Source organism: Nodularia chucula CCY0103 (genome assembly GCF_963923915.1).
GTDB classification, from domain to species: Bacteria; Cyanobacteriota; Cyanobacteriia; order Cyanobacteriales; family Nostocaceae; genus Nodularia; species Nodularia chucula.
Map to the genome: position 1 here is coordinate 1 of NZ_CAWUOL010000034.1, position 17634 is coordinate 17634.

Consider the following 17634-nt stretch of genomic DNA (forward strand, 5'->3'; position numbering starts at 1 on the left):
TCCACCTTTTTTGGTTGGAAACTCGCTCTAGGCCTACTTGTGTGTACACCGTAGCATGAGCAACTGGGGGGAAAACAAGAAAATCCAGTTCCCGCTCCTAAACCCCTTCGGGGATGCGCCTTCGGCGTAGTGCAAGGGGAGGGGTAAAACAACACACTTTCCAAACGTCCTCTAGGCGATCACACCTACTAAAGCAATTTTATACAATCCATTGATGCAAAACATTACACTTCATTGCGAATTAAAAAGTTAAGCAAAACAATGTGATAACTTCTGAGTGATGTGAGGACAGAGTATTGGAAGATAAGGAGAACACAACAGTAATGGAATCAAATATTTCACCGGCACTCTCTGTAGGAAATGAAGACTTCAGCGAATATGTTGCCCACCTACAACTTCACATGACTCTACAAGCCCGCAACCTGGTTCCCACCCTCAAGCATACACTGGTATTTGAAGATAGCCGAGAGCAACTGCTACACCAGACTCAAGCCAATTTTGAGAAAATAATTTCCCGACAAGGGGTGTAATATCTACAAATTTTCATTAAAATTCTCATAAAATGAAAGCAGATATGTTGCGTCAACACCAAAGTGGTGATCATCAGGTCTGCTTTTTTTAGTTTATTCAAAATAATATTTGAGTATCTGGTTACCATAATCACCCTTTGGGAGCAATACCCAGGAGCAGAAAGCCGTTAAGATTATTGCAACACTTCCCCTGTCCCCGTAAGTTAAGGCTAAATCATAGCTGGAATTAATATGACTTCATTACTCCCTCGCAACCTCAGTGTTGTCATCCGGCCAGCCCAATACCGGGATCTGGACGGAATTGAACAAATAACTCAAGACTCATTTGCTACCCTGACACCCCAAGAAGTGGAACTAGCCATTAGCCAGATGCAATGGTTACGGCGTTGGTATGGATTTTTGAAATTTTTGAGTTGGTTTCCTAACCCCCTCAAGTATCGTTTCTGTGCCTACGTCGCCGAGCAGGGGCGATCGCTTTTAGGAATCATTCAAGTTTCCCCTTTTAACCGCACACGCAGCACATGGCGGATTGATCAGGTCATGCTGGCGAAATCAGTGGAAAAGCAAGCTGTGGGTTCACAACTCTTGCGCCACTGCTTTGAATCAATTTTAGAAGCTCGGACGTGGCTATTAGAAGTCAGTGTTAATGATAAAGACGCGCTAGCACTGTATCGCCAAAATGGATTTCAGCGTCTAGCAGAAATGACCTACTGGGAAATTGAACCAGCATTACTGGCGGAATTGGCACAAGCCGAGCCTGATTTACCCAACCTTCTGCCTGTAAGTAATGCTGATGCTCAATTACTCTATCAGCTAGATACAGCATCAATGCCTCCTTTAGTGCGTCAAGTTTTTGATCGCAATATTCGTGACTTCAAAACCAGTTTGTTTGGGGTATTAACTGATGCTGTGAAACAATGGTTAACCAAAACCGAAGTAGTAAGTGGCTATGTATTTGAACCCCAACGTAAAGCAGCCATCGGCTATTTCCAAGTCAAACTTGACCGCAAAGGTAAAAATCCTCACGTCGCCACGCTGACAGTCCACCCTGCTTATACATGGCTCTATCCAGAGTTGCTTTCCCAACTAGCGCGGATTACCCAAGATTTCCCTCAGCAATGTTTACAACTTGCATCCTCAGATTACCAAGCAGAACGAGAAGAGTATTTAGAGCGGATTGGCGCAAAACGGATAGAACATACCCTGGTGATGTCTCGCTCGGTTTGGCATAAACTACGGGAATCTAAATTTGTCTCCTTAGAAGGTATTCAGTGGACTGGTGTGCTGCAAGGTTTGCAACCAGTTCGTAAACCAATCCCCGGTGGGATGTCGTGGGTTAAACCAAGTCAGCAAACCCCTTCAGACAGATCAGCGCTAACTAAATCAGAACCTGTCACCTTTAAATGCGAAAATCTCAATATAGAGCCATTGCCTATGCCTGAATCAACAGATACAACACAGGAGAATTAGTTTGACATCCCCAAAACAGCCACAACCGTCAATTTCAGCACTGGGATTAGATTTCGGTCGCAAGCGGATAGGCGTAGCGGGGTGTGATGGGACGGGTTTGATTGCTACGGGACTCACCACTATTGAGCGGACATCTTTTGCCAGAGATGTGGAGCAAATCCGCAATTTAGTGGATGAGCGTCAGGTGCAAGTTCTGGTTATGGGTTTGCCTTACTCGATGGATGGTACCGTCGGATTCCAGGCTCGACAAGTCCAAAAATTTGCGAAAAAGTTGGCGAAAGCTCTGGAATTACCTGTGGAATATGTAGATGAGCGATTAACTTCTTTTCAAGCAGAGCAACTGTTAATTGCAGAAAATCGCTCTCCATCACGCCATAAGGGTTTAATTGACCGGAAAGCAGCCTCGATAATTTTGCAACAATGGCTGGATACTAGGCGGGCTAACTTATCTAAATCAGTGTTAGCCTGAGACTATTGATGCTTTTGACATGATATTCTGAATTGGGTCAGTGAAACTTGTATTTAGTTCTGAAGCTATTTTTTTGACTTAATCAGTCATTAAATGGTAAAGAAGTTTGTACATCTGCTGGTATATTATAATTTCTTACACCTCGGCTATGTTTTCCTCTCCGTTTCCTGAAGAAAATGATCATGCTCATGCAAGTTCCATCACCCTCAGCGATGACGCAGGGCGGACTCTCGAATGTTATGTTGAACGTTCGTTTTCGGTAGATGAACAAGAATATGTTTTACTGCTTCCTGTAGACTCACCTATAGAAATTTTCGCCTGGCAAGGTGAAGATGATGAAGAGGAAGCTGTTTTGGTGGAAGATGATGCTGTAATTAACCAAATTTTTGCCACTGCTCAAGCTGTCTTAGCTGAACAAAATTTGATAGTTAAGCATACTGCTTATGCTTTGACTGTGGCGGGTGATTTACCACCAGTGGATGAGTCAGATATTTTCACCTTAGAAATCGAAGATGAAGAGGCGGATTTAGAGCCAGAACAATTACAGCTACTGGCTAATTTCTATTATGAAGAGGAAGAGTACGCAATTTATACACCACTCGATCCTCTGCTGTTTTTTGCCCGGATTTCTACTACAGGTCAAGCTGAATTACTTTCCCCAGAAGAAATTAAAAAGCTACAACCTATGTTAGAGGAGTATCTCTTTAACGAAGTTGATTAACTGTTCACTGTTCAGTGGTTTAAATGATCTGGAATAAACTTTTACAGCCGGATTTGATTTTAGAAGGTTCTGTATTAAATCTCACACCCGCAATTATTCAACAGTCTGGGCTGAAGGGGTTGGTGTTAGATGTGGATGAGACTTTAGTACCGTTTACGTCTGAGACGGCTTCACCGGAACTACAAGCATGGGTAAAGGAAGTCCGGACTTGTACAGAGTTGTGTTTGGTGAGTAATAATCTCAGTGAGGCACGCATTGGTGGGATTGCGCGATCGCTCGATTTGCCCTATTACCTGGGTGCAGCCAAGCCATCACGCCGGAAAATTAGAGCTGCACTCACGGGGATGAATTTACCAGCACAGCAAGTGGGAATGGTAGGCGATCGCTTATTTACAGATGTAATCGCTGGTAATCGTCTAGGAATGTTTACGGTTTTAGTAGAACCAATTGTCCATGCTGATGCAGCCTTACGCTCTCATCCCATCCGCAATTTTGAAGTGTGGTTCTCAGAATTATTGGGAGCGTCCATTACTCCCAAGTCCACAAAAATTTACAAAAGTCAAACAATTGATGGAAAAATAAATCTTAAAAAATGATTAAGAAATGTCAACCAAATTCCAACATCGGGGATCATGAGTATTAATAACATGGGGTCAGTAATATAAAGACCCTAGCGTATAATAGACAAAAATAAACCCTTAAAGCGTCGGCCTTCACTTATAGAAGGAGCGGCGCTTTAAAAATTTTAGCCACAGGAACCCCAAGTTTGAGAAGCTTAGTGTAACAGTTGTTGAAATGTTTCCTGTTCCCTTTTAATCCTATGCAATGACTAAGACAATTGTTGTCAAAATCGGCACTTCTAGCCTTACTCAACCAGAAACCGCACAGCTAGCACTTTCCACCATTGCCACCTTAGCAGAAACACTGTGTAATTTAAGGCAGCAAGGACATCGAGTGATTTTAGTTTCTTCCGGTGCGGTGGGTGTGGGTTGTGCGCGGTTGGGTTTAACGGAACGTCCGAAGGCGATCGCCCTCAAACAAGCAGTAGCCGCAGTAGGACAAGGACGGTTAATGCGGATATATGATGATTTATTTAGCACCTTAAATCAGCCCATTGCTCAAGTATTACTCACACGTAGCGACTTGGTACAGCGTAGCCGCTATCTCAATGCTTACAACACTTTTCAGGAACTACTAGCACTGGGTGTAATTCCTGTAGTCAATGAAAATGATACCGTCGCAGTGGACGAACTGAAATTTGGGGATAATGACACCCTTTCTGCTTTGGTGGCGAGTTTAGTGGAAGCAGATTGGTTATTTATCCTCACCGATGTAGATAAGTTATATTCCGCCGATCCCCGTTCTGTAGCCGATGCACAGCCGATATCTTTAGTAACTAGCCTCAAAGAATTGGCAGAATTACAGGTGCAAACCGGCTCTCAAGGCTCTCAATGGGGTACTGGGGGAATGGCTACTAAAATTTCCGCCGCCAGAATTGCCATTGCGGCCGGAGTTCGCACTGTCATTACTCAAGGTAGATTTCCTCACAATATTGAGAAAATTCTCCAAGGGGAACCCCTGGGGACTCACTTTCAGCCACAGCCAGAACCCACTTCAGCCCGTAAACGTTGGATAGCTTATGGCTTAGTACCTACAGGAAAATTATACTTGGATGGTGGGGCGATCGCCGCTATTTCCCAGGCCGGAAAATCATTATTAGCTGCTGGGATTAAATCAGTGTCAGGAGAATTTGACGCTCAAGAAGCGGTGCAGTTGTGCGATAACCAGGGAAACGAAATTGCTAGAGGACTGGTAAACTACAGCAGTGAGGAACTACAAAAAATTCGGGGCTGTCATTCTAAAGAAATTCTCACTATTTTGGGCTATGTAGGTGCAGAAACTGTGATTCATCGGGATAATTTAGTTCTCACTTAATCATCACTTACGATGCTATAGGACTCCTATTTGATTTCTGTTGGCGTAGCCTGGGCTTTGCGCTTACAACTGAAAAAGCTGTTTCCCACTCCCCACTCCCCACTCCCCACCTACGCAAGTAAGTTGAAAAACCAAAGCGGATTACTATATAATAGGATCTGACTATAATCGAGTTTCTGCCAAAGTATTGGCATTTACCGAAAATTGAATACATATCTGGAGAGGTGTCCGAGTGGTTGATGGTGACGCACTCGAAATGCGTTTTGGGGAAACTCAACGGGGGTTCGAATCCCCCCCTCTCCGTTTTATCAGTTATCAGGTAACAGAATCAACAAACCACGGGGAATTGCTGTTGCCATTAACACAGTACCCAAGGTAATCCCTGAGCCTGTTTTTTGTAAAACTAGCCAAGTTAATGCCACAAACCAGAATTGAGACGCAGAAAAAATGAAGGTTTGTCCGAACCAGAGCCAGCGAAAGTTAGATAGTTGCAAAGGCGATCGCAGCATTGTTTTTTTCAGGTAATGGGATAATGCGCGATGCTGTTTTAGTGGCCCGCCCATCTACTCGTCCGCCTAATTCTGAATCGGCTGGATGTTCAACTCTGCTTGCCATTGGGTTAGGGGTTTTTCCCAGTCTTCTTCCCACTTTTGAGCAAATAATGGTTTGCTGGTTTTACCCATTTGCCATCCCAAGGCGATCGCCTCTAGCAATTTAGGCAACTCTTCCGGTGCTAGCAATGTGGTAGACATCAAGCTATTTGCCACTAACATTGTCGCCAAAGGATAGGGAAACTGAGGCAGATGAAACATCTGCAAACCAATTTCACCAATTTCGGATGTATCAAACCCAGTGACAATATGCCAAATATCATGGGTTTGACTCAAGCGTAGTTCCACATAGTGTGCATCGGATTGCGCTCTCATTCCCGCATGAAGATTAGGGTCGAAGCCCTTTTTCTTGATGGTAGCCGCGTAGATATAGCCCAATGAATCCTGTGGATAGGTGAGTAATTTTTCTAAGTCATGGGCTGAGGGAATATAGCGATCGCTAATCAGTTCCGCGCCAGCCGGCTCGCGTTTTAAGTGTTGCGCTGCCAACTCAAAGGCAGGGGTTTCTATCAAAGAATTACTCATTTCCAACACTGGCTTTAGGCTATCATCCTCCGTCAACATGGAAAAGAATGGCTTCAAAATCAACAACATTTGATCGTGATTTTGCTGTTGTATTTGAGCGTTCACGGCTTGATTGGTTTTCAACAAATCCATCAATTGCATGATAAATACCTTTAAAAGAACGAAAAAACATCAATAGAGACAACTATTTAGCAGTTCATAAAAACCTGCAAAATCAATTTTGCTAATTGCTTTCAAGTAGCGGATTTGTTCATAGGTGCGTTGACGACCGGATGAGATCATCAAATTAAATGGGGCGATCGCCAACGTTATCCACGGCGTAGATTTGCACCACAGGAAGCGCCGTCCGAAGCGGCAAACCCTAATTAAATCAGGAGTCTTCATCTGGGTTAAGTCAGTTAATATTATGAGTAATGCTCACTTTTAGATAATATGAGTTTTACTCATGTTTTGTCAAGAATAATATGAGGGATACTCACTTTTGTGCCTACCTACTTATGTCTGAAGAATCAACCAAATCCCCTAAAATGCGCCGCCAGCCCAAGCAAGCCCGAAGTCAGGAACGGGTGAATCAAATCTTGGATGTAGCCGAGCAAATGTTTGTCGCCCAAGGTTACAGTGCTACTACCACAAATGCGATCGCCACTCGCGCTCATGTGTCCATCGGGTCGCTGTATCAGTTTTTTCCAGACAAGGCAGCGATTTTGCAAGCCTTAGCCCGACGCTATGGGGAAATGCTGCGTCAACATTTAGCAGCCATTGATGAAATGAAACTAGCAACGCTCCTCTTATCGACTTATGTGGAGCGGTTGATTGATGGGACAGATCAATTTTTTCGGGAAAATCCTGGCTACCACGCCATTTTCATGGAGGTTCAGGGGACGATACCGGAATTGCAGGAAATCGAAGAGGCTGCTGATGCTCAACTAATTCAAGATTTGGCAAAATCTTTAGCTCTACGGAATCCAAGATTAGCACCAGGGGATTATCAAGCGATCGCCTTTGTGTTGGTAAAAGCGATTGGGACGTTGCTGTGGCTATCCCTGAGTCAAGAGGAAGTATTTCGCCAGCGCCTAGTAGCAGAAACGAAACAGTTAACCTTAAGCTACCTACAAAGTTATTTTCGTTAAATTTGTTTCTGTAAATACGAGATATATACTGAAATACTGAGATTTGGGCTAAACTAATGCCATTGTGTGTGGAGTAAACAATGGCGAATCAAAGATTAGTGCAATTACTGTCACTGAGTTTTATTAGTGGCTGTTTTTGTATCGGTATTGGGATGGGATTTTTCATTCGCCAGGGACAATGGCAAGTATCAGAAGCGAGTAATATAGAGACTGAAACAGAGTTCTATCTTGTCGCGGAATCAGAACCTCTGCCAGAAACAAAGAAAACTGTTTTAGATACAGTGACTATCAAAGCTGTTGGTGATATTATCCCCGGAACCAACTTCCCTGATTATCGATTGCCCACATCTCCAGATAAATTGTTACCAAAGTCTGTGAGGGGATATTTACAAGGTGCTGATATTGTGATGGGTAATTTAGAAAGCACCTTTACCAACCATCCCCACACACCAAAAAATATTAGTCGCGGACAAGTTTTTGCTTTTCGTTCTCCACCTAGCTATACCAGTTTATTTGCTGAGGTAGGGTTTAATGTCTTTCATATAGCAAATAACCATGCAATGGACTTTGGGCCTGTGGGTTTTGCAGATACAGTGAAAAATCTGACTGATGTGGGGATTAAAACATTAGGTCATAAAGATCAAATTCTCTATTTAGAAGCCAATAATATGGCGATCGCCATGATCGGATTTGCTCCTTATGGGATGTATAATTCTATTCATGATTTAGCAGCAGCCCAAGCACTGGTAACTGAAGCGAAAAAAAATGCTGACATTGTAATTGTCTCCATGCACGCTGGAGCCGAAGGAACCGCCGCCTTACACGTGAGAAATCAAACCGAGTTTTTCTATAGCGAAAATCGAGGTAATTCTATCCAGTTTGCCAGGAAAGTCATAGATGCAGGAGCCGACTTAGTGGTAGGACATGGCCCTCATGTTCCCAGAGCAATGGAAATGTATCAGGGTAAATTGATAGCTTATTCCTTGGGTAACTTTATTGGATATCGGACTTTATCTACAAAAGCTCAGACTGCATACTCCATGATTTTAGAAGTAAAACTAAATTCCCAGGGAGAATTAGTTGGCGGTCGCATTATCCCAATACATATAAATAATCAAGGAATCCCAGAAATTGACCAGTATTTTCGGACTGTGGGATTATTGCGCTATTTGAATAAAAATGATCATCTTCTGGGGCCAATAGAATTTAACCAGCAGGGTGAAATTGTCTTGGTAAAAGCTGATTCCAACAATTAATCCCCAAAAAAATTACCCCACCGGAGACTTTGGTGGGGATTTTTAAGATTATGACCTATCTTTTTTTTAGCGGAACATACTACTTACTGAAGTATCTTCATGAATACGCCAGATAGTTTCCCCTAAAACATTAGCTACAGAAAGCACCACTAATTCTGGAAAGCGATTACTTTCGGCTATGGGAATTGTATTAGTAACAATGACTTCCTCAAACAAGCCACCGGACAAACGATCCTTTGCCGGGGGTGAAAATACAGCGTGAGTGGCACAGGCGTATACTTGACTTGCGCCTTCTTTACGCAGCAACCGTGCGCCCTCGCTAATTGTGCCACCAGTATCGATCATATCATCCACCAGAATGGCTGTTTTGCCCTTAACATCACCGATGACATTCATCACTTCAGCGACATTATGAGCCTGACGACGTTTATCGATAATTGCCAAAGGTGCATCATTCAGCTTTTTCGCAAATGCTCTAGCTCTAGCTACACCGCCGACATCAGGAGAAACAACCACAATATCAGACAATTGTTTACTAACCAGATAATCAAAAATTACTGGTGAACCGTAAACATGATCAAAAGGGATATCAAAATAGCCTTGAATTTGCGCCGAGTGCAAATCCATCGCCAAAACACGACTAGCTCCTGCTTTAGTAATCAGGTTAGCCACTAATTTGGCAGTAATTGACTCTCTTCCTGCGGTTTTACGGTCAGCACGAGCGTAACCATAATAGGGAACTACTGCGGTTATCTGTCGTGCAGAGGCGCGACGACAAGCATCAACCATAATCAGTAATTCCATCAAGTTGTCATTCACAGGTTGACAAGTGGGCTGGATTAGATAAACATCACAACCCCGAATTGATTCTTGGATTTGAACGTACAGTTCGCCATCCGCGAACCGTTTACGAATCATTGGCCCCAAGTCCATCCCCAGATAACGGGCGACTTCTTGAGACAGTGGGACATTGGCAGAACCGGAAAATAGCCGCAGGCGATGATTTTCAGTCAATCCTGTGGCTGCTGGTTTTACCTTTAAATTTGCAGAACTCAGCACAGCAGATCCTCGATGTGCATTCATGGCAATATTATCATTAGATATTTAGTAGATTTAACCGGAATAGCCTAAAAAACTTACAGATGTTTTTTGAAAGCTTTCATAAAAATTTAAACATTTGTCAATATAATTATTTCTAACTTATATTGTAGTGCTTTTGGTGAACAAACTATTCTTGGGAAAAAGAAAATAGCAAGACTGCTAGATAGATTTATCAATAAAATTTGAATTTTGCCTTAATACTCTATGATTCTCCTAAAAAATTATAAACTATCGCAATCCTAATTGAAGCGTGAGAAAATACGGAGACGATAACCACTCATTTATCAGCTTTTCAGCCCTTTTCTGGATTATGAATGATTGAGGATTGCGATCGCAGACTAGATTTTTGATCATAAATCTCCCCCAAAATTCTGGGAGGTGGCAAATTGATCGCAACCGCTAAGTCCGTTAGGACATGAATGGATCATAAAACTTAGACATAAACAGGGTTTTAACCCACTCCTCAGCTATTTTTACGGATAAAACCGGGAAAAATAGAGTTAAATAAGTCTTTAAAGGCTTAGTTGGTAGGTACTACCACGGAATTGATCACCGCCCGTCTGGGACTGATCTTGGTCAGTTGCTTCTTTCCTCGCTGCTATTACTTTAATTAATCATGCAAGCACCTATTACAGTTGGTTCTATCCTGCAAAATCGTTATCGGATTATCCAAACTCTCTCAGAAGGGGAATTTAGCAACAGCTATTTGGCAGAAGATCAGGGAAGGTTTAACGAACTTTGCACCATTAAAGAATTGATTTCAGTCACGGGGGCTGATGGTTGGGAAAAAGCACAAGAAGTTTTCCAGCAAGAGGCCGCTATTTTATATAAAATTGACCATCCACAAGTACCGGAATTTCGGGAAAGGTTTCAGGAAAAGCAACGGTTATTTTTAGTGGAGGATTATATTGCAGGTAAAAGTTACCGGACTTTGCTGAGTCAGCGCTTGGAGACTGGTGAAACTTTTACTGAGGCGGAAATATTGCAGTTAATTCGCTCTGTGCTGCCAGTTTTAGACCATATTCATGGTCAAGGGATTATTCACCGGCAGATTTCACCGGATAATATTATTTTGCCAGATGGCGATCGCCTACCAGTATTAATTAACTTCGCCATTATCCAAGAACTCACAACCCGGTTACAGTCTCCAGATAGCACAACCCCAGTTACCAGCGTCGGTAATTTAGGCTTTGCTCCCAGTGAACAGATAGAATCAGGGTTAGCTTACCCTCATAGTGATTTGTATGCTTTAGCTGTGACAGCTATAGTTTTGTTGACTGGTAAGGAACCAAGTGATTTATTTGATCAATCTCAACTGACTTGGAATTGGCAAAAGTGGGTACAGGTAAATCCAGGATTTGCCCAAGTTATTAATCAGATGTTACAGCGAATTGCAGGCGATCGCTTTAGCAATGCAGCTGATGTCATCCAAGCCTTAGAAAAGCTAGAAAAACCCAGTATTCCCACTCCAGAAGTATCCCAACTGCAAACCATCGCTATCAGTCATCCCCCAGAACCAGTCGCCAGCCCAGTTTCATCTGCTAAACCTCAGCCAGTAATTTCACGCAGTCAGCCGCACTCTATTTTAGATAATCCCTTCGCATTAGGAGCCATTAGTGCTGGAGTCATAATTTTAGCGGGTGTTGGTTCTTGGCTATTAGTCAGTTTAATCCGCACCCAGCCTATGGAATCACCACAAGTAATTCCACCACAATCTTTTCCCTCACCAATTGTGACTGGGGAGGAAACAGTTACACCGGAACCCACACCGGAACCCACATTGGAACCCACACCAGAAAATCTTGAACCTGTGATTGTGCGTAACCGTCTGAACTTAAGACCATCTGAAATTCGCACTGTTGAAGACACTATTCAAGCAAATCAAATCATTCAGTATAGATTTTCCGGGGAAGCAGGAGACAAGTTAACGGTATTAATGGAACCAGGAAGTGGAATTTTATTGACCGTCTTAGATGAAAATCAAGAATCCATTGAGATTGACAATAGTGTAGTAACAGTATATACAGGAATATTGCCAAATACTGGCATATATATGATTCAGTTAACTCCAGAACCACAGATTTCCGCAAGTGATTACAGTCTAAATTTGGTATTAGAGAATCCAGATGTACCCACATCTACGGAAGAAATACCCGGAGAAGAAACACCTGTAGAAGAAACACCTGTAGAAGAAACACCCTTTTTTAACCCTACCCCATCCCCAATACTGAAACCTGATTCTGGCAGGGAAAATGATCCTGCTAGTCAGGAAACCCCAGAATTACAATAAAAACCTGACGCTGATTCCCTATTTCATATCGGGAATGCTGTGTGATTAGTGACTCAGGTTTAACAATCAACTCAGCCTACTACGCAATTTTTCAATGGAAACCGTGGTGATGTGTGTAATAATATGTAAAGTATTTTAATATTTCAACATATTTGTCGAATATTAATACTATTGGAGTGTCAACACGAGCCGTGATGCATTCTGGCTTGTGCTTGGTATTTTCATGGCTAGATTTTGCAAATTTTCACCTGAATCCTACGCGGAGTAAAAGCGTGTTCCAGTTAGAACCACCACCATCTCAGATAAAAATTCTTACCACCCCAGCAGTAAAAAGTCAATTTGTGTTTAAGGGAATTTTCGTAGCGATCGCCATTATTACTATATGGGCTATTAGCCTGGGTTTATTGCTTTATATTGATATATCCGAATTTAAATGGTGGATGTTATTACCCATTGTATTGTGGCAAACATTCTTATATACAGGATTATTTATTACAGCTCATGATGCCATGCATGGGGTAGTTTTTTCTAAAAATCCCCAAATCAACCACTTTATTGGCTCATTCTGTCTATTTCTTTATGGTCTTTTATCCTATCCCAAACTTTTAAAAAAGCATTGGTTACATCACCACCATCCAGCCAGTGAAGCCGATCCAGATTTTCATAATGGCAAACATAAAAACTTTTTTGCTTGGTATTTATATTTCATGAAGAATTACTGGAATTGGGGACAAATTATCACATTAGTGATGATTTATCATGCTTTAAAAAGTCTATTACATCTGCCAGAGGATAATCTCACCTATTTTTGGGTAATTCCTTCAATTTTAAGTTCTGTACAATTATTTTATTTTGGGACTTTTATCCCCCACACCGAACCAGCAGCAGGTTATCAAGATTCTCACCGTTCTCAAACCATTAACCGACCAATTTGGTGGTCATTTATGACTTGTTACCATTTTGGTTATCATCATGAACACCATGAATACCCCCATGTTCCTTGGTGGCAATTACCAGAAATTTATCAAAAAACCGCCAAGGAAGAGAGTGCAAGTTTATAGGAGATTGGTATTATTTGTTCTCTCCCCACACTCCCCACACCTCCCACCTACGCAAGTAAGGGCGATTCCTTGGGGTCGCTTGGCGATCGCACAGATAAATAAATTAAGGGGCCAAATAAGGGAATAAAGGCTATTAACCAGAATAATTGCTGATTTTTTTGCTCCCTACGTGCCATGTCGTCTCCCAATAATGTGGGAAATAACAGAGAAAGTAGGCAGAAATCTAAACTCATCACATGGATGAAGCGGCTAGTTTGCCATTGCTGCACAAAGTTTCCCCAATCTCCTTGTACACCGTATGCCACAAAAATCACTGCCCCTATAGTCAAAATTAAACCAGTAATCCGAGAATCTAATAATTTTAGCCAGAGATTCTTTTTACCAGAAAATGCCTGATTTGGTTCCCGTAATGCTAAATAAGGCAATAAAGCAAAAGCACCAAGGGCAAAAGCAGCTGTAGCAAATGGCCAAGCTGGGATTTTTTGTCCCCTACCATCAATAAACAACACTGCGCTGTAAATTATCGGCCAGATGCCCATGATATTGAATAATGATATGACTAGGGGATTAATTCCCTCCCATTCTCCCCCGACAAGTTTTTGAATTAACTCCAATGTATCGGGTTGGTCTGGGGGAGCAAAAACAAAAGCATAGGTGATAAATCCTAGCCACAGCACCCCGAAAAAGACTTTTTTGAGCATGATTTTTATATTAACTAAAAGCTTCTGAAAGATAATCAGCCGCAGCTGCAACAACTGCGATCGCACTTTCATAATCTAACCTTGTCGGTCCCAAAACTCCCACACTTCCCACAGGTAGCAAACCACGGCGATAAGTAGAACTAATTAAAGTGCAGGTGCGGATCGGTTCTAGGGGGTTTTCTGTACCAATGCGAACCGTTACCCTGGACTTACCCACCTCTTCAGGTTCTGCAAAGATTAATCGCCACAGTTGTTCTTGTTCTTCTTCCAGCAGTTGCATAATTGTCTGTACTTGCTGTAATTCCGAAAATTCTGGCTGACGGAGAACCTCCGCTACACCCCGAACCATAATTTGGGTGGTGGTAGTTGTCAGGGGACGACGAGTTAATTCTGTGATAGAACCTTTCAAAAACTCGCCATAGCGTTGAAACTCCTGATCTAATTCCCCCCAATCTAGAGTAGCTAATTCCAATAGACTGCGCCCCCGCAAGTGGCTATTCAAAAAGTTAGAGACAATTTGCAATTCATGATCTATTCCCTCTGGATCAAGTTTTTCTTCTTCCGTTGGCGACAAATTCATCAACTTGGAATGAGTCTCATAAGCATCCGTCACCACAATCAGCATAATTTTGTTGGCTTCAATTTGCACTAATTGCAGATGTCGCAAAATTGCTATAGTGGTTTGAGGCATAGTAATTAAGCTAATGCAACCACTGACAGTGGCTAAAATTTGGGCTGCACCTTGTAAAACCGCTTCCAAACTCCAATCTTCCCACTGGAGACGATTTTGCAGCGCCAATTCTACCTCTTTCGCTAAAACATCCCTTCGGGTAGCATCTCGCAGCGATGGTGTAATTAACTGGTCAACATAAATCCGATAACCTGAGTCTGAAGGTATTCTGCCAGCAGAAGTGTGTGGTTGATAAAGTAAACCGGATTTTTCTAACACACCCATCACATTACGAATTGTGGCTGAACTCACACCCAAGTCATATTCATCAACCAAAGCTTTTGAACCTACAGGCTCTGCTGTAGCAATATAGTGTCTAACTGTTGCCCAAAGTATATGCTGTTGTCGGTTGGTTAACTGGACTTCCATAGGGTCTGTTTTGCTGAAGGCAAATTTTAATTAAGCTGGGAGAAAATTTGGGATTTGAAAGCAAAAGATTGAAATAATAGTTAATTAAGTTAGCAAAATAGTTATGTTTGTCGCAATCACTGATATTTGAGTTAGGAGATGGCGATTTAGGAAAATTGAACTCTGACGAGGAAGTATTTGATTTTTCAGTATTTTCTCAGCTATCTTATCACAAAGCTGTATTTTTAAATACTTATTTTTTGGTAAGATTCAGATATAGCAACCGCCAAGGACGTTAGGAAATAAACTGATCATAAAAGTTAGACACCGAAAGACTTTTACCCTACTCCCTACTCCCCACTCCCTACCTATATGTGCAGCAGGAGTCAAAATTTAGTGATGCTATAACTCAAGAGTTGATTGCCTGGAGAATGAACCGGGAAAGTAGGAGCATTGCTAGGATAGACTATCAGCCCTATCTTCGCAATGCCATGTTTCAGGGGATGATCAACTAATATTGGGGAATGGACGTATCAACTGATAGAGAATAGGCATCAATGCCACCTGTAATATTTTTAACATTTGTAAACCCTTGAACCATGAGCCACTGGCACATCTGGGCGGAGCGAATACCGTGGTGACATAATACAAGAGTTTCTGCGTGGGGATTAAACATGGTGGGGACTTGATCGCCCCATTCCACAAATTCGCTCAGGGGGAGATTAACAAAGCCCTTGATTCTAGCTGTTGCTATTTCTTGGGGTTCGCGCACGTCTATTAACTGAATAGTTAGATCACCAGAAGACAGACGTTGCGCTAGTTCCTCTACACTAATCTGAGTAATGAGTTGACCAGAAGGATTCCCTGTCATGAGATTCTTATAAACAACCTTATCCCCCTTATGGTGACAGATAATCTCTCTACTAGCATCAGCATCTATTCCCACGGGAGTAGTTATTAGTTATTCCCGATTGTGTGGCTTTGGGCGGGGTGTAGGGTGTGGGTAAAGAGACAGTCCCAACAAAGAAAGGGGTAACAAGTCCCGACCAATCGAAAAAGTTAAAATTTATTGCTGGTTTACTATGTCTAATGTCAATAGTCAAGGTTCATTTTCGCGTTTTTTGGTAATTGGGGCGATCGCACTCCTAATTTTAGTCATCGGTTTTTACAGGTTTTTTGCCAAGTCTCCGGTTAACCTGCTCACTTCTACTTCTGCACCCAATGGGGCTATATTCGTTTCTAAACTGGCTCCGGTGACGGTTTCATTATTAACTAATCCTGACCGCTTGCAGTCCTTAGAGCGTCATGGAGAATTATCTCAACTCAAAACTAGTTTATTGGCTCAGAGTGGCATAGATTACAAACAAGATATTCAACCCTGGCTAGGAAATGAAATTACCCTCTCGGTGACGACTGTAGATATTGACCGAGATGCAGAAAACGGACAACAACCAGGGTATCTCATGGCTTTAGCTACCCAGAAACCAGAAAAAAGCCGTGAATTTTTAGATTTGTTATTTTCTCGCCGGGTATTGGCTGGGGGAAACTTGGCTGTTGAGGAGTACGAAGGGATAAAGTTAATCTCTGACAATTCCCCATCACAGGAAAAGTCTTTGGCTGGTGCGGTGGTTGATGGCTTTGTCTTATTTGCTAATGATTTAAAGGTGCTGCGAGACGCAATTAATAATGTTCAGGCTCCTGATTTGAATTTGTCGAGTTATTCCCAATACCAAAAAGCCACCGAACAATTACCGAAATCTGCTTTCGCTACGGCTTTTCTCAATCTTCCCGCCGTGGGAGAATGGCAAGGTTTGGAGTTACCAGAAACCACCTTTGAAAGCGAAATTATTTCTTTGTCTTTGAACTCCCAGGGACTGTTAGCAGAAACTAGCTTTTTGACTGATGGGGAAATTATACCGGCTTCTCCTCCCCTGACTAAAACTGTAGGGGCTTTAGCATATATCCCTGATGGGGCTGGTTTGGTGGTTTCCAGTGCTGATTTAGATAATTTGGGTAACAGTGGTTTAGCCAAACTGTGGACACAAGGGAAAACGGTGTTTTCTAATTCGGGAACAGATCCCATTGCTAGCGTGGTAAGACCTTTAGCAGAACTGGAAAATAACCAGGGGATAAATTTGGTAGAGGATATTTTTAGTTGGGTGAAGGGCGAATATGCTTTAGCTGTGTTACCTGATGCTGGAAAAAGCGTTAGTGATTGGGTTTTTGTTGTGGAAAATTTAGAGGATGTCTCAGGGGGAATTTCTGGTTTAGATGCGATCGCCTCATCCCGTGGACTCAGTATTAGTTCTTTCAACTTAAATCAACAAAAAATCTCCGCTTGGACAGAGTTAAACGCAGTCACTAGACAAACTGAAACTGACAAATCTCCCACATTTGCGATTGAGGCTGAAGTTCAGGGAGTACACACAACTTTGGGAAATTACGAAATTTTTGCCTCGAATTTGGAAACTTTGAACCAAGTTATTACTACTAAAAAGAGTTCTTTGATTGGGAATCGCAATTTTAAAGATAGTATCGCTGCTATTCCTCAACCCAATCAGGGGTATGTCTATGTGGATTGGACAAAAAGCCAAACTCTGATAGAGCGTCAATTGCCGATTTTGAAGTTAGTGGAAGTATTGGGAAAACCTTTGTTTGAAAATTTGCGATCGCTCACCATTAGTAGTTACGGTAACGAGCCAGGATTACTCAAAGGCGGAGTATTATTGCGATTTTTAGACTAATAAATTTTTCCA

General features: G+C 42.2%; 18 protein-coding genes and 1 tRNA gene. 12 read left to right on the forward strand and 7 right to left on the reverse strand.

The window, feature by feature from the left end:
- Positions 1-323 precede the first annotated feature (323 nt).
- From ACM0OP_RS11540 to ACM0OP_RS11570, 7 genes are all read left to right on the forward strand, one after another.
- Entirely contained in the window at positions 324-530 is a 207-nt protein-coding gene (locus ACM0OP_RS11540) for a hypothetical protein (RefSeq protein WP_414528550.1), read from the forward strand.
- Between the two features lie 231 nt (positions 531-761).
- Positions 762-2000 carry a GNAT family N-acetyltransferase gene (locus ACM0OP_RS11545; protein ID WP_414528551.1) on the forward strand — a complete coding sequence of 413 codons (1239 nt, stop codon included), beginning with the start codon at positions 762-764 and terminating at the stop codon, positions 1998-2000.
- A gap of 1 nt (position 2001) precedes the next feature.
- Entirely contained in the window at positions 2002-2469 is a 468-nt protein-coding gene (ruvX, locus tag ACM0OP_RS11550) for a Holliday junction resolvase RuvX (protein ID WP_414528552.1), read from the forward strand.
- 148 nt (positions 2470-2617) lie between these two features.
- On the forward strand, positions 2618-3190 hold the full coding sequence (locus tag ACM0OP_RS11555; protein ID WP_414528553.1) for a DUF3727 domain-containing protein: 573 nt from the start codon (positions 2618-2620) through the stop codon (positions 3188-3190).
- Between the two features lie 23 nt (positions 3191-3213).
- Positions 3214-3786: a YqeG family HAD IIIA-type phosphatase gene (locus ACM0OP_RS11560; protein ID WP_414528554.1), complete on the forward strand. Its 573-nt coding sequence runs from the start codon at positions 3214-3216 to the stop codon at positions 3784-3786.
- 229 nt (positions 3787-4015) lie between these two features.
- The gene (gene proB / locus ACM0OP_RS11565) at positions 4016-5125 is read left to right on the forward strand and encodes a glutamate 5-kinase (RefSeq protein ID WP_414528555.1); all 1110 of its coding nucleotides are present in this window, start codon (positions 4016-4018) and stop codon (positions 5123-5125) included.
- Between the two features lie 218 nt (positions 5126-5343).
- Positions 5344-5428, forward strand: a tRNA-Ser gene (locus ACM0OP_RS11570).
- Positions 5429-5433: 5 nt separating this feature from the next.
- On the opposite strand, the gene ACM0OP_RS11575 is transcribed toward ACM0OP_RS11570, so the two are convergent.
- Genes ACM0OP_RS11575 through ACM0OP_RS11585 form a run of 3 tightly spaced genes read right to left on the reverse strand, consistent with a single transcriptional unit; the run spans position 5434 to position 6645 of the window.
- On the reverse strand, positions 5434-5688 hold the full coding sequence (locus ACM0OP_RS11575) for a hypothetical protein (protein WP_414528556.1): 255 nt from the start codon (positions 5686-5688) through the stop codon (positions 5434-5436).
- A gap of 12 nt (positions 5689-5700) precedes the next feature.
- Positions 5701-6402 carry a Coq4 family protein gene (locus ACM0OP_RS11580; RefSeq protein WP_414528558.1) on the reverse strand — a complete coding sequence of 234 codons (702 nt, stop codon included), beginning with the start codon at positions 6400-6402 and terminating at the stop codon, positions 5701-5703.
- Positions 6403-6432: 30 nt separating this feature from the next.
- Positions 6433-6645: a hypothetical protein gene (locus ACM0OP_RS11585; RefSeq protein WP_414528559.1), complete on the reverse strand. Its 213-nt coding sequence runs from the start codon at positions 6643-6645 to the stop codon at positions 6433-6435.
- A 113-nt stretch (positions 6646-6758) separates the two neighbouring features.
- Here ACM0OP_RS11585 and ACM0OP_RS11590 point away from each other — a divergent pair, with 113 nt between their 5' ends.
- Both ACM0OP_RS11590 and ACM0OP_RS11595 read left to right on the forward strand, forming a co-directional pair.
- Positions 6759-7391, forward strand: a complete 633-nt coding sequence (locus ACM0OP_RS11590) for a TetR/AcrR family transcriptional regulator (RefSeq protein WP_414528560.1) — start codon at positions 6759-6761, stop codon at positions 7389-7391.
- Positions 7392-7471: 80 nt separating this feature from the next.
- Positions 7472-8647 (forward strand): CapA family protein, encoded by a 1176-nt coding sequence (locus ACM0OP_RS11595; RefSeq protein ID WP_414528561.1) that lies wholly within the window; start codon positions 7472-7474, stop codon positions 8645-8647.
- A gap of 66 nt (positions 8648-8713) precedes the next feature.
- Here ACM0OP_RS11595 and ACM0OP_RS11600 read toward each other — a convergent pair whose 3' ends face one another.
- Entirely contained in the window at positions 8714-9730 is a 1017-nt protein-coding gene (locus ACM0OP_RS11600; protein WP_414528562.1) for a ribose-phosphate pyrophosphokinase, read from the reverse strand.
- Positions 9731-10364: 634 nt separating this feature from the next.
- Here ACM0OP_RS11600 and ACM0OP_RS11605 point away from each other — a divergent pair.
- Together ACM0OP_RS11605 and crtW are read left to right on the forward strand one after the other, a co-directional pair.
- Positions 10365-12038, forward strand: a complete 1674-nt coding sequence (locus tag ACM0OP_RS11605) for a protein kinase domain-containing protein (protein WP_414528563.1) — start codon at positions 10365-10367, stop codon at positions 12036-12038.
- Positions 12039-12310: 272 nt separating this feature from the next.
- Positions 12311-13099, forward strand: coding sequence for a beta-carotene ketolase CrtW (gene crtW / locus ACM0OP_RS11610; protein ID WP_414528564.1), 789 nt, complete (start codon positions 12311-12313; stop codon positions 13097-13099).
- A 47-nt stretch (positions 13100-13146) separates the two neighbouring features.
- Here crtW and ACM0OP_RS11615 read toward each other — a convergent pair whose 3' ends face one another.
- The 3 genes from ACM0OP_RS11615 to ACM0OP_RS11625 all read right to left on the reverse strand — a co-directional run bounded on the left by ACM0OP_RS11615 (position 13147) and on the right by ACM0OP_RS11625 (position 15749).
- A complete protein-coding gene (locus ACM0OP_RS11615) occupies positions 13147-13800 on the reverse strand; it encodes a DUF2834 domain-containing protein (RefSeq protein ID WP_414528565.1) in 654 nt (217 codons plus the stop codon).
- A gap of 10 nt (positions 13801-13810) precedes the next feature.
- Positions 13811-14899: a heat-inducible transcriptional repressor HrcA gene (gene hrcA, locus ACM0OP_RS11620; protein ID WP_414528566.1), complete on the reverse strand. Its 1089-nt coding sequence runs from the start codon at positions 14897-14899 to the stop codon at positions 13811-13813.
- A 490-nt stretch (positions 14900-15389) separates the two neighbouring features.
- Positions 15390-15749 carry a rhodanese-like domain-containing protein gene (locus ACM0OP_RS11625; protein ID WP_414528567.1) on the reverse strand — a complete coding sequence of 120 codons (360 nt, stop codon included), beginning with the start codon at positions 15747-15749 and terminating at the stop codon, positions 15390-15392.
- 211 nt (positions 15750-15960) lie between these two features.
- On the opposite strand from ACM0OP_RS11625, the gene ACM0OP_RS11630 reads away from it, so the two are divergent.
- Positions 15961-17622, forward strand: coding sequence for a DUF3352 domain-containing protein (locus ACM0OP_RS11630; protein WP_414528568.1), 1662 nt, complete (start codon positions 15961-15963; stop codon positions 17620-17622).
- Positions 17623-17634 lie beyond the last annotated feature (12 nt).

What these genes read in the sequence shown, in the direction of transcription:
- ACM0OP_RS11540 (WP_414528550.1), top strand. Translation starts at nt 324, where the DNA reads ATGGAATCAAATATTTCACCGGCACTCTCTGTAGGAAATGAAGACTTC.
- ACM0OP_RS11545 (WP_414528551.1), top strand. Translation starts at nt 762, where the DNA reads ATGACTTCATTACTCCCTCGCAACCTCAGTGTTGTCATCCGGCCAGCC.
- ACM0OP_RS11555 (WP_414528553.1), top strand. Translation starts at nt 2,618, where the DNA reads ATGTTTTCCTCTCCGTTTCCTGAAGAAAATGATCATGCTCATGCAAGT.
- ACM0OP_RS11560 (WP_414528554.1), top strand. Translation starts at nt 3,214, where the DNA reads ATGATCTGGAATAAACTTTTACAGCCGGATTTGATTTTAGAAGGTTCT.
- proB (WP_414528555.1), top strand. Translation starts at nt 4,016, where the DNA reads ATGACTAAGACAATTGTTGTCAAAATCGGCACTTCTAGCCTTACTCAA.
- ACM0OP_RS11575 (WP_414528556.1), bottom strand. Translation starts at nt 5,688, where the DNA reads ATGGGCGGGCCACTAAAACAGCATCGCGCATTATCCCATTACCTGAAA.
- ACM0OP_RS11580 (WP_414528558.1), bottom strand. Translation starts at nt 6,402, where the DNA reads ATGCAATTGATGGATTTGTTGAAAACCAATCAAGCCGTGAACGCTCAA.
- ACM0OP_RS11585 (WP_414528559.1), bottom strand. Translation starts at nt 6,645, where the DNA reads ATGAAGACTCCTGATTTAATTAGGGTTTGCCGCTTCGGACGGCGCTTC.
- ACM0OP_RS11590 (WP_414528560.1), top strand. Translation starts at nt 6,759, where the DNA reads ATGTCTGAAGAATCAACCAAATCCCCTAAAATGCGCCGCCAGCCCAAG.
- ACM0OP_RS11595 (WP_414528561.1), top strand. Translation starts at nt 7,472, where the DNA reads ATGGCGAATCAAAGATTAGTGCAATTACTGTCACTGAGTTTTATTAGT.
- ACM0OP_RS11600 (WP_414528562.1), bottom strand. Translation starts at nt 9,730, where the DNA reads ATGAATGCACATCGAGGATCTGCTGTGCTGAGTTCTGCAAATTTAAAG.
- ACM0OP_RS11605 (WP_414528563.1), top strand. Translation starts at nt 10,365, where the DNA reads ATGCAAGCACCTATTACAGTTGGTTCTATCCTGCAAAATCGTTATCGG.
- ACM0OP_RS11615 (WP_414528565.1), bottom strand. Translation starts at nt 13,800, where the DNA reads ATGCTCAAAAAAGTCTTTTTCGGGGTGCTGTGGCTAGGATTTATCACC.
- hrcA (WP_414528566.1), bottom strand. Translation starts at nt 14,899, where the DNA reads ATGGAAGTCCAGTTAACCAACCGACAACAGCATATACTTTGGGCAACA.
- ACM0OP_RS11625 (WP_414528567.1), bottom strand. Translation starts at nt 15,749, where the DNA reads ATGACAGGGAATCCTTCTGGTCAACTCATTACTCAGATTAGTGTAGAG.
- ACM0OP_RS11630 (WP_414528568.1), top strand. Translation starts at nt 15,961, where the DNA reads ATGTCTAATGTCAATAGTCAAGGTTCATTTTCGCGTTTTTTGGTAATT.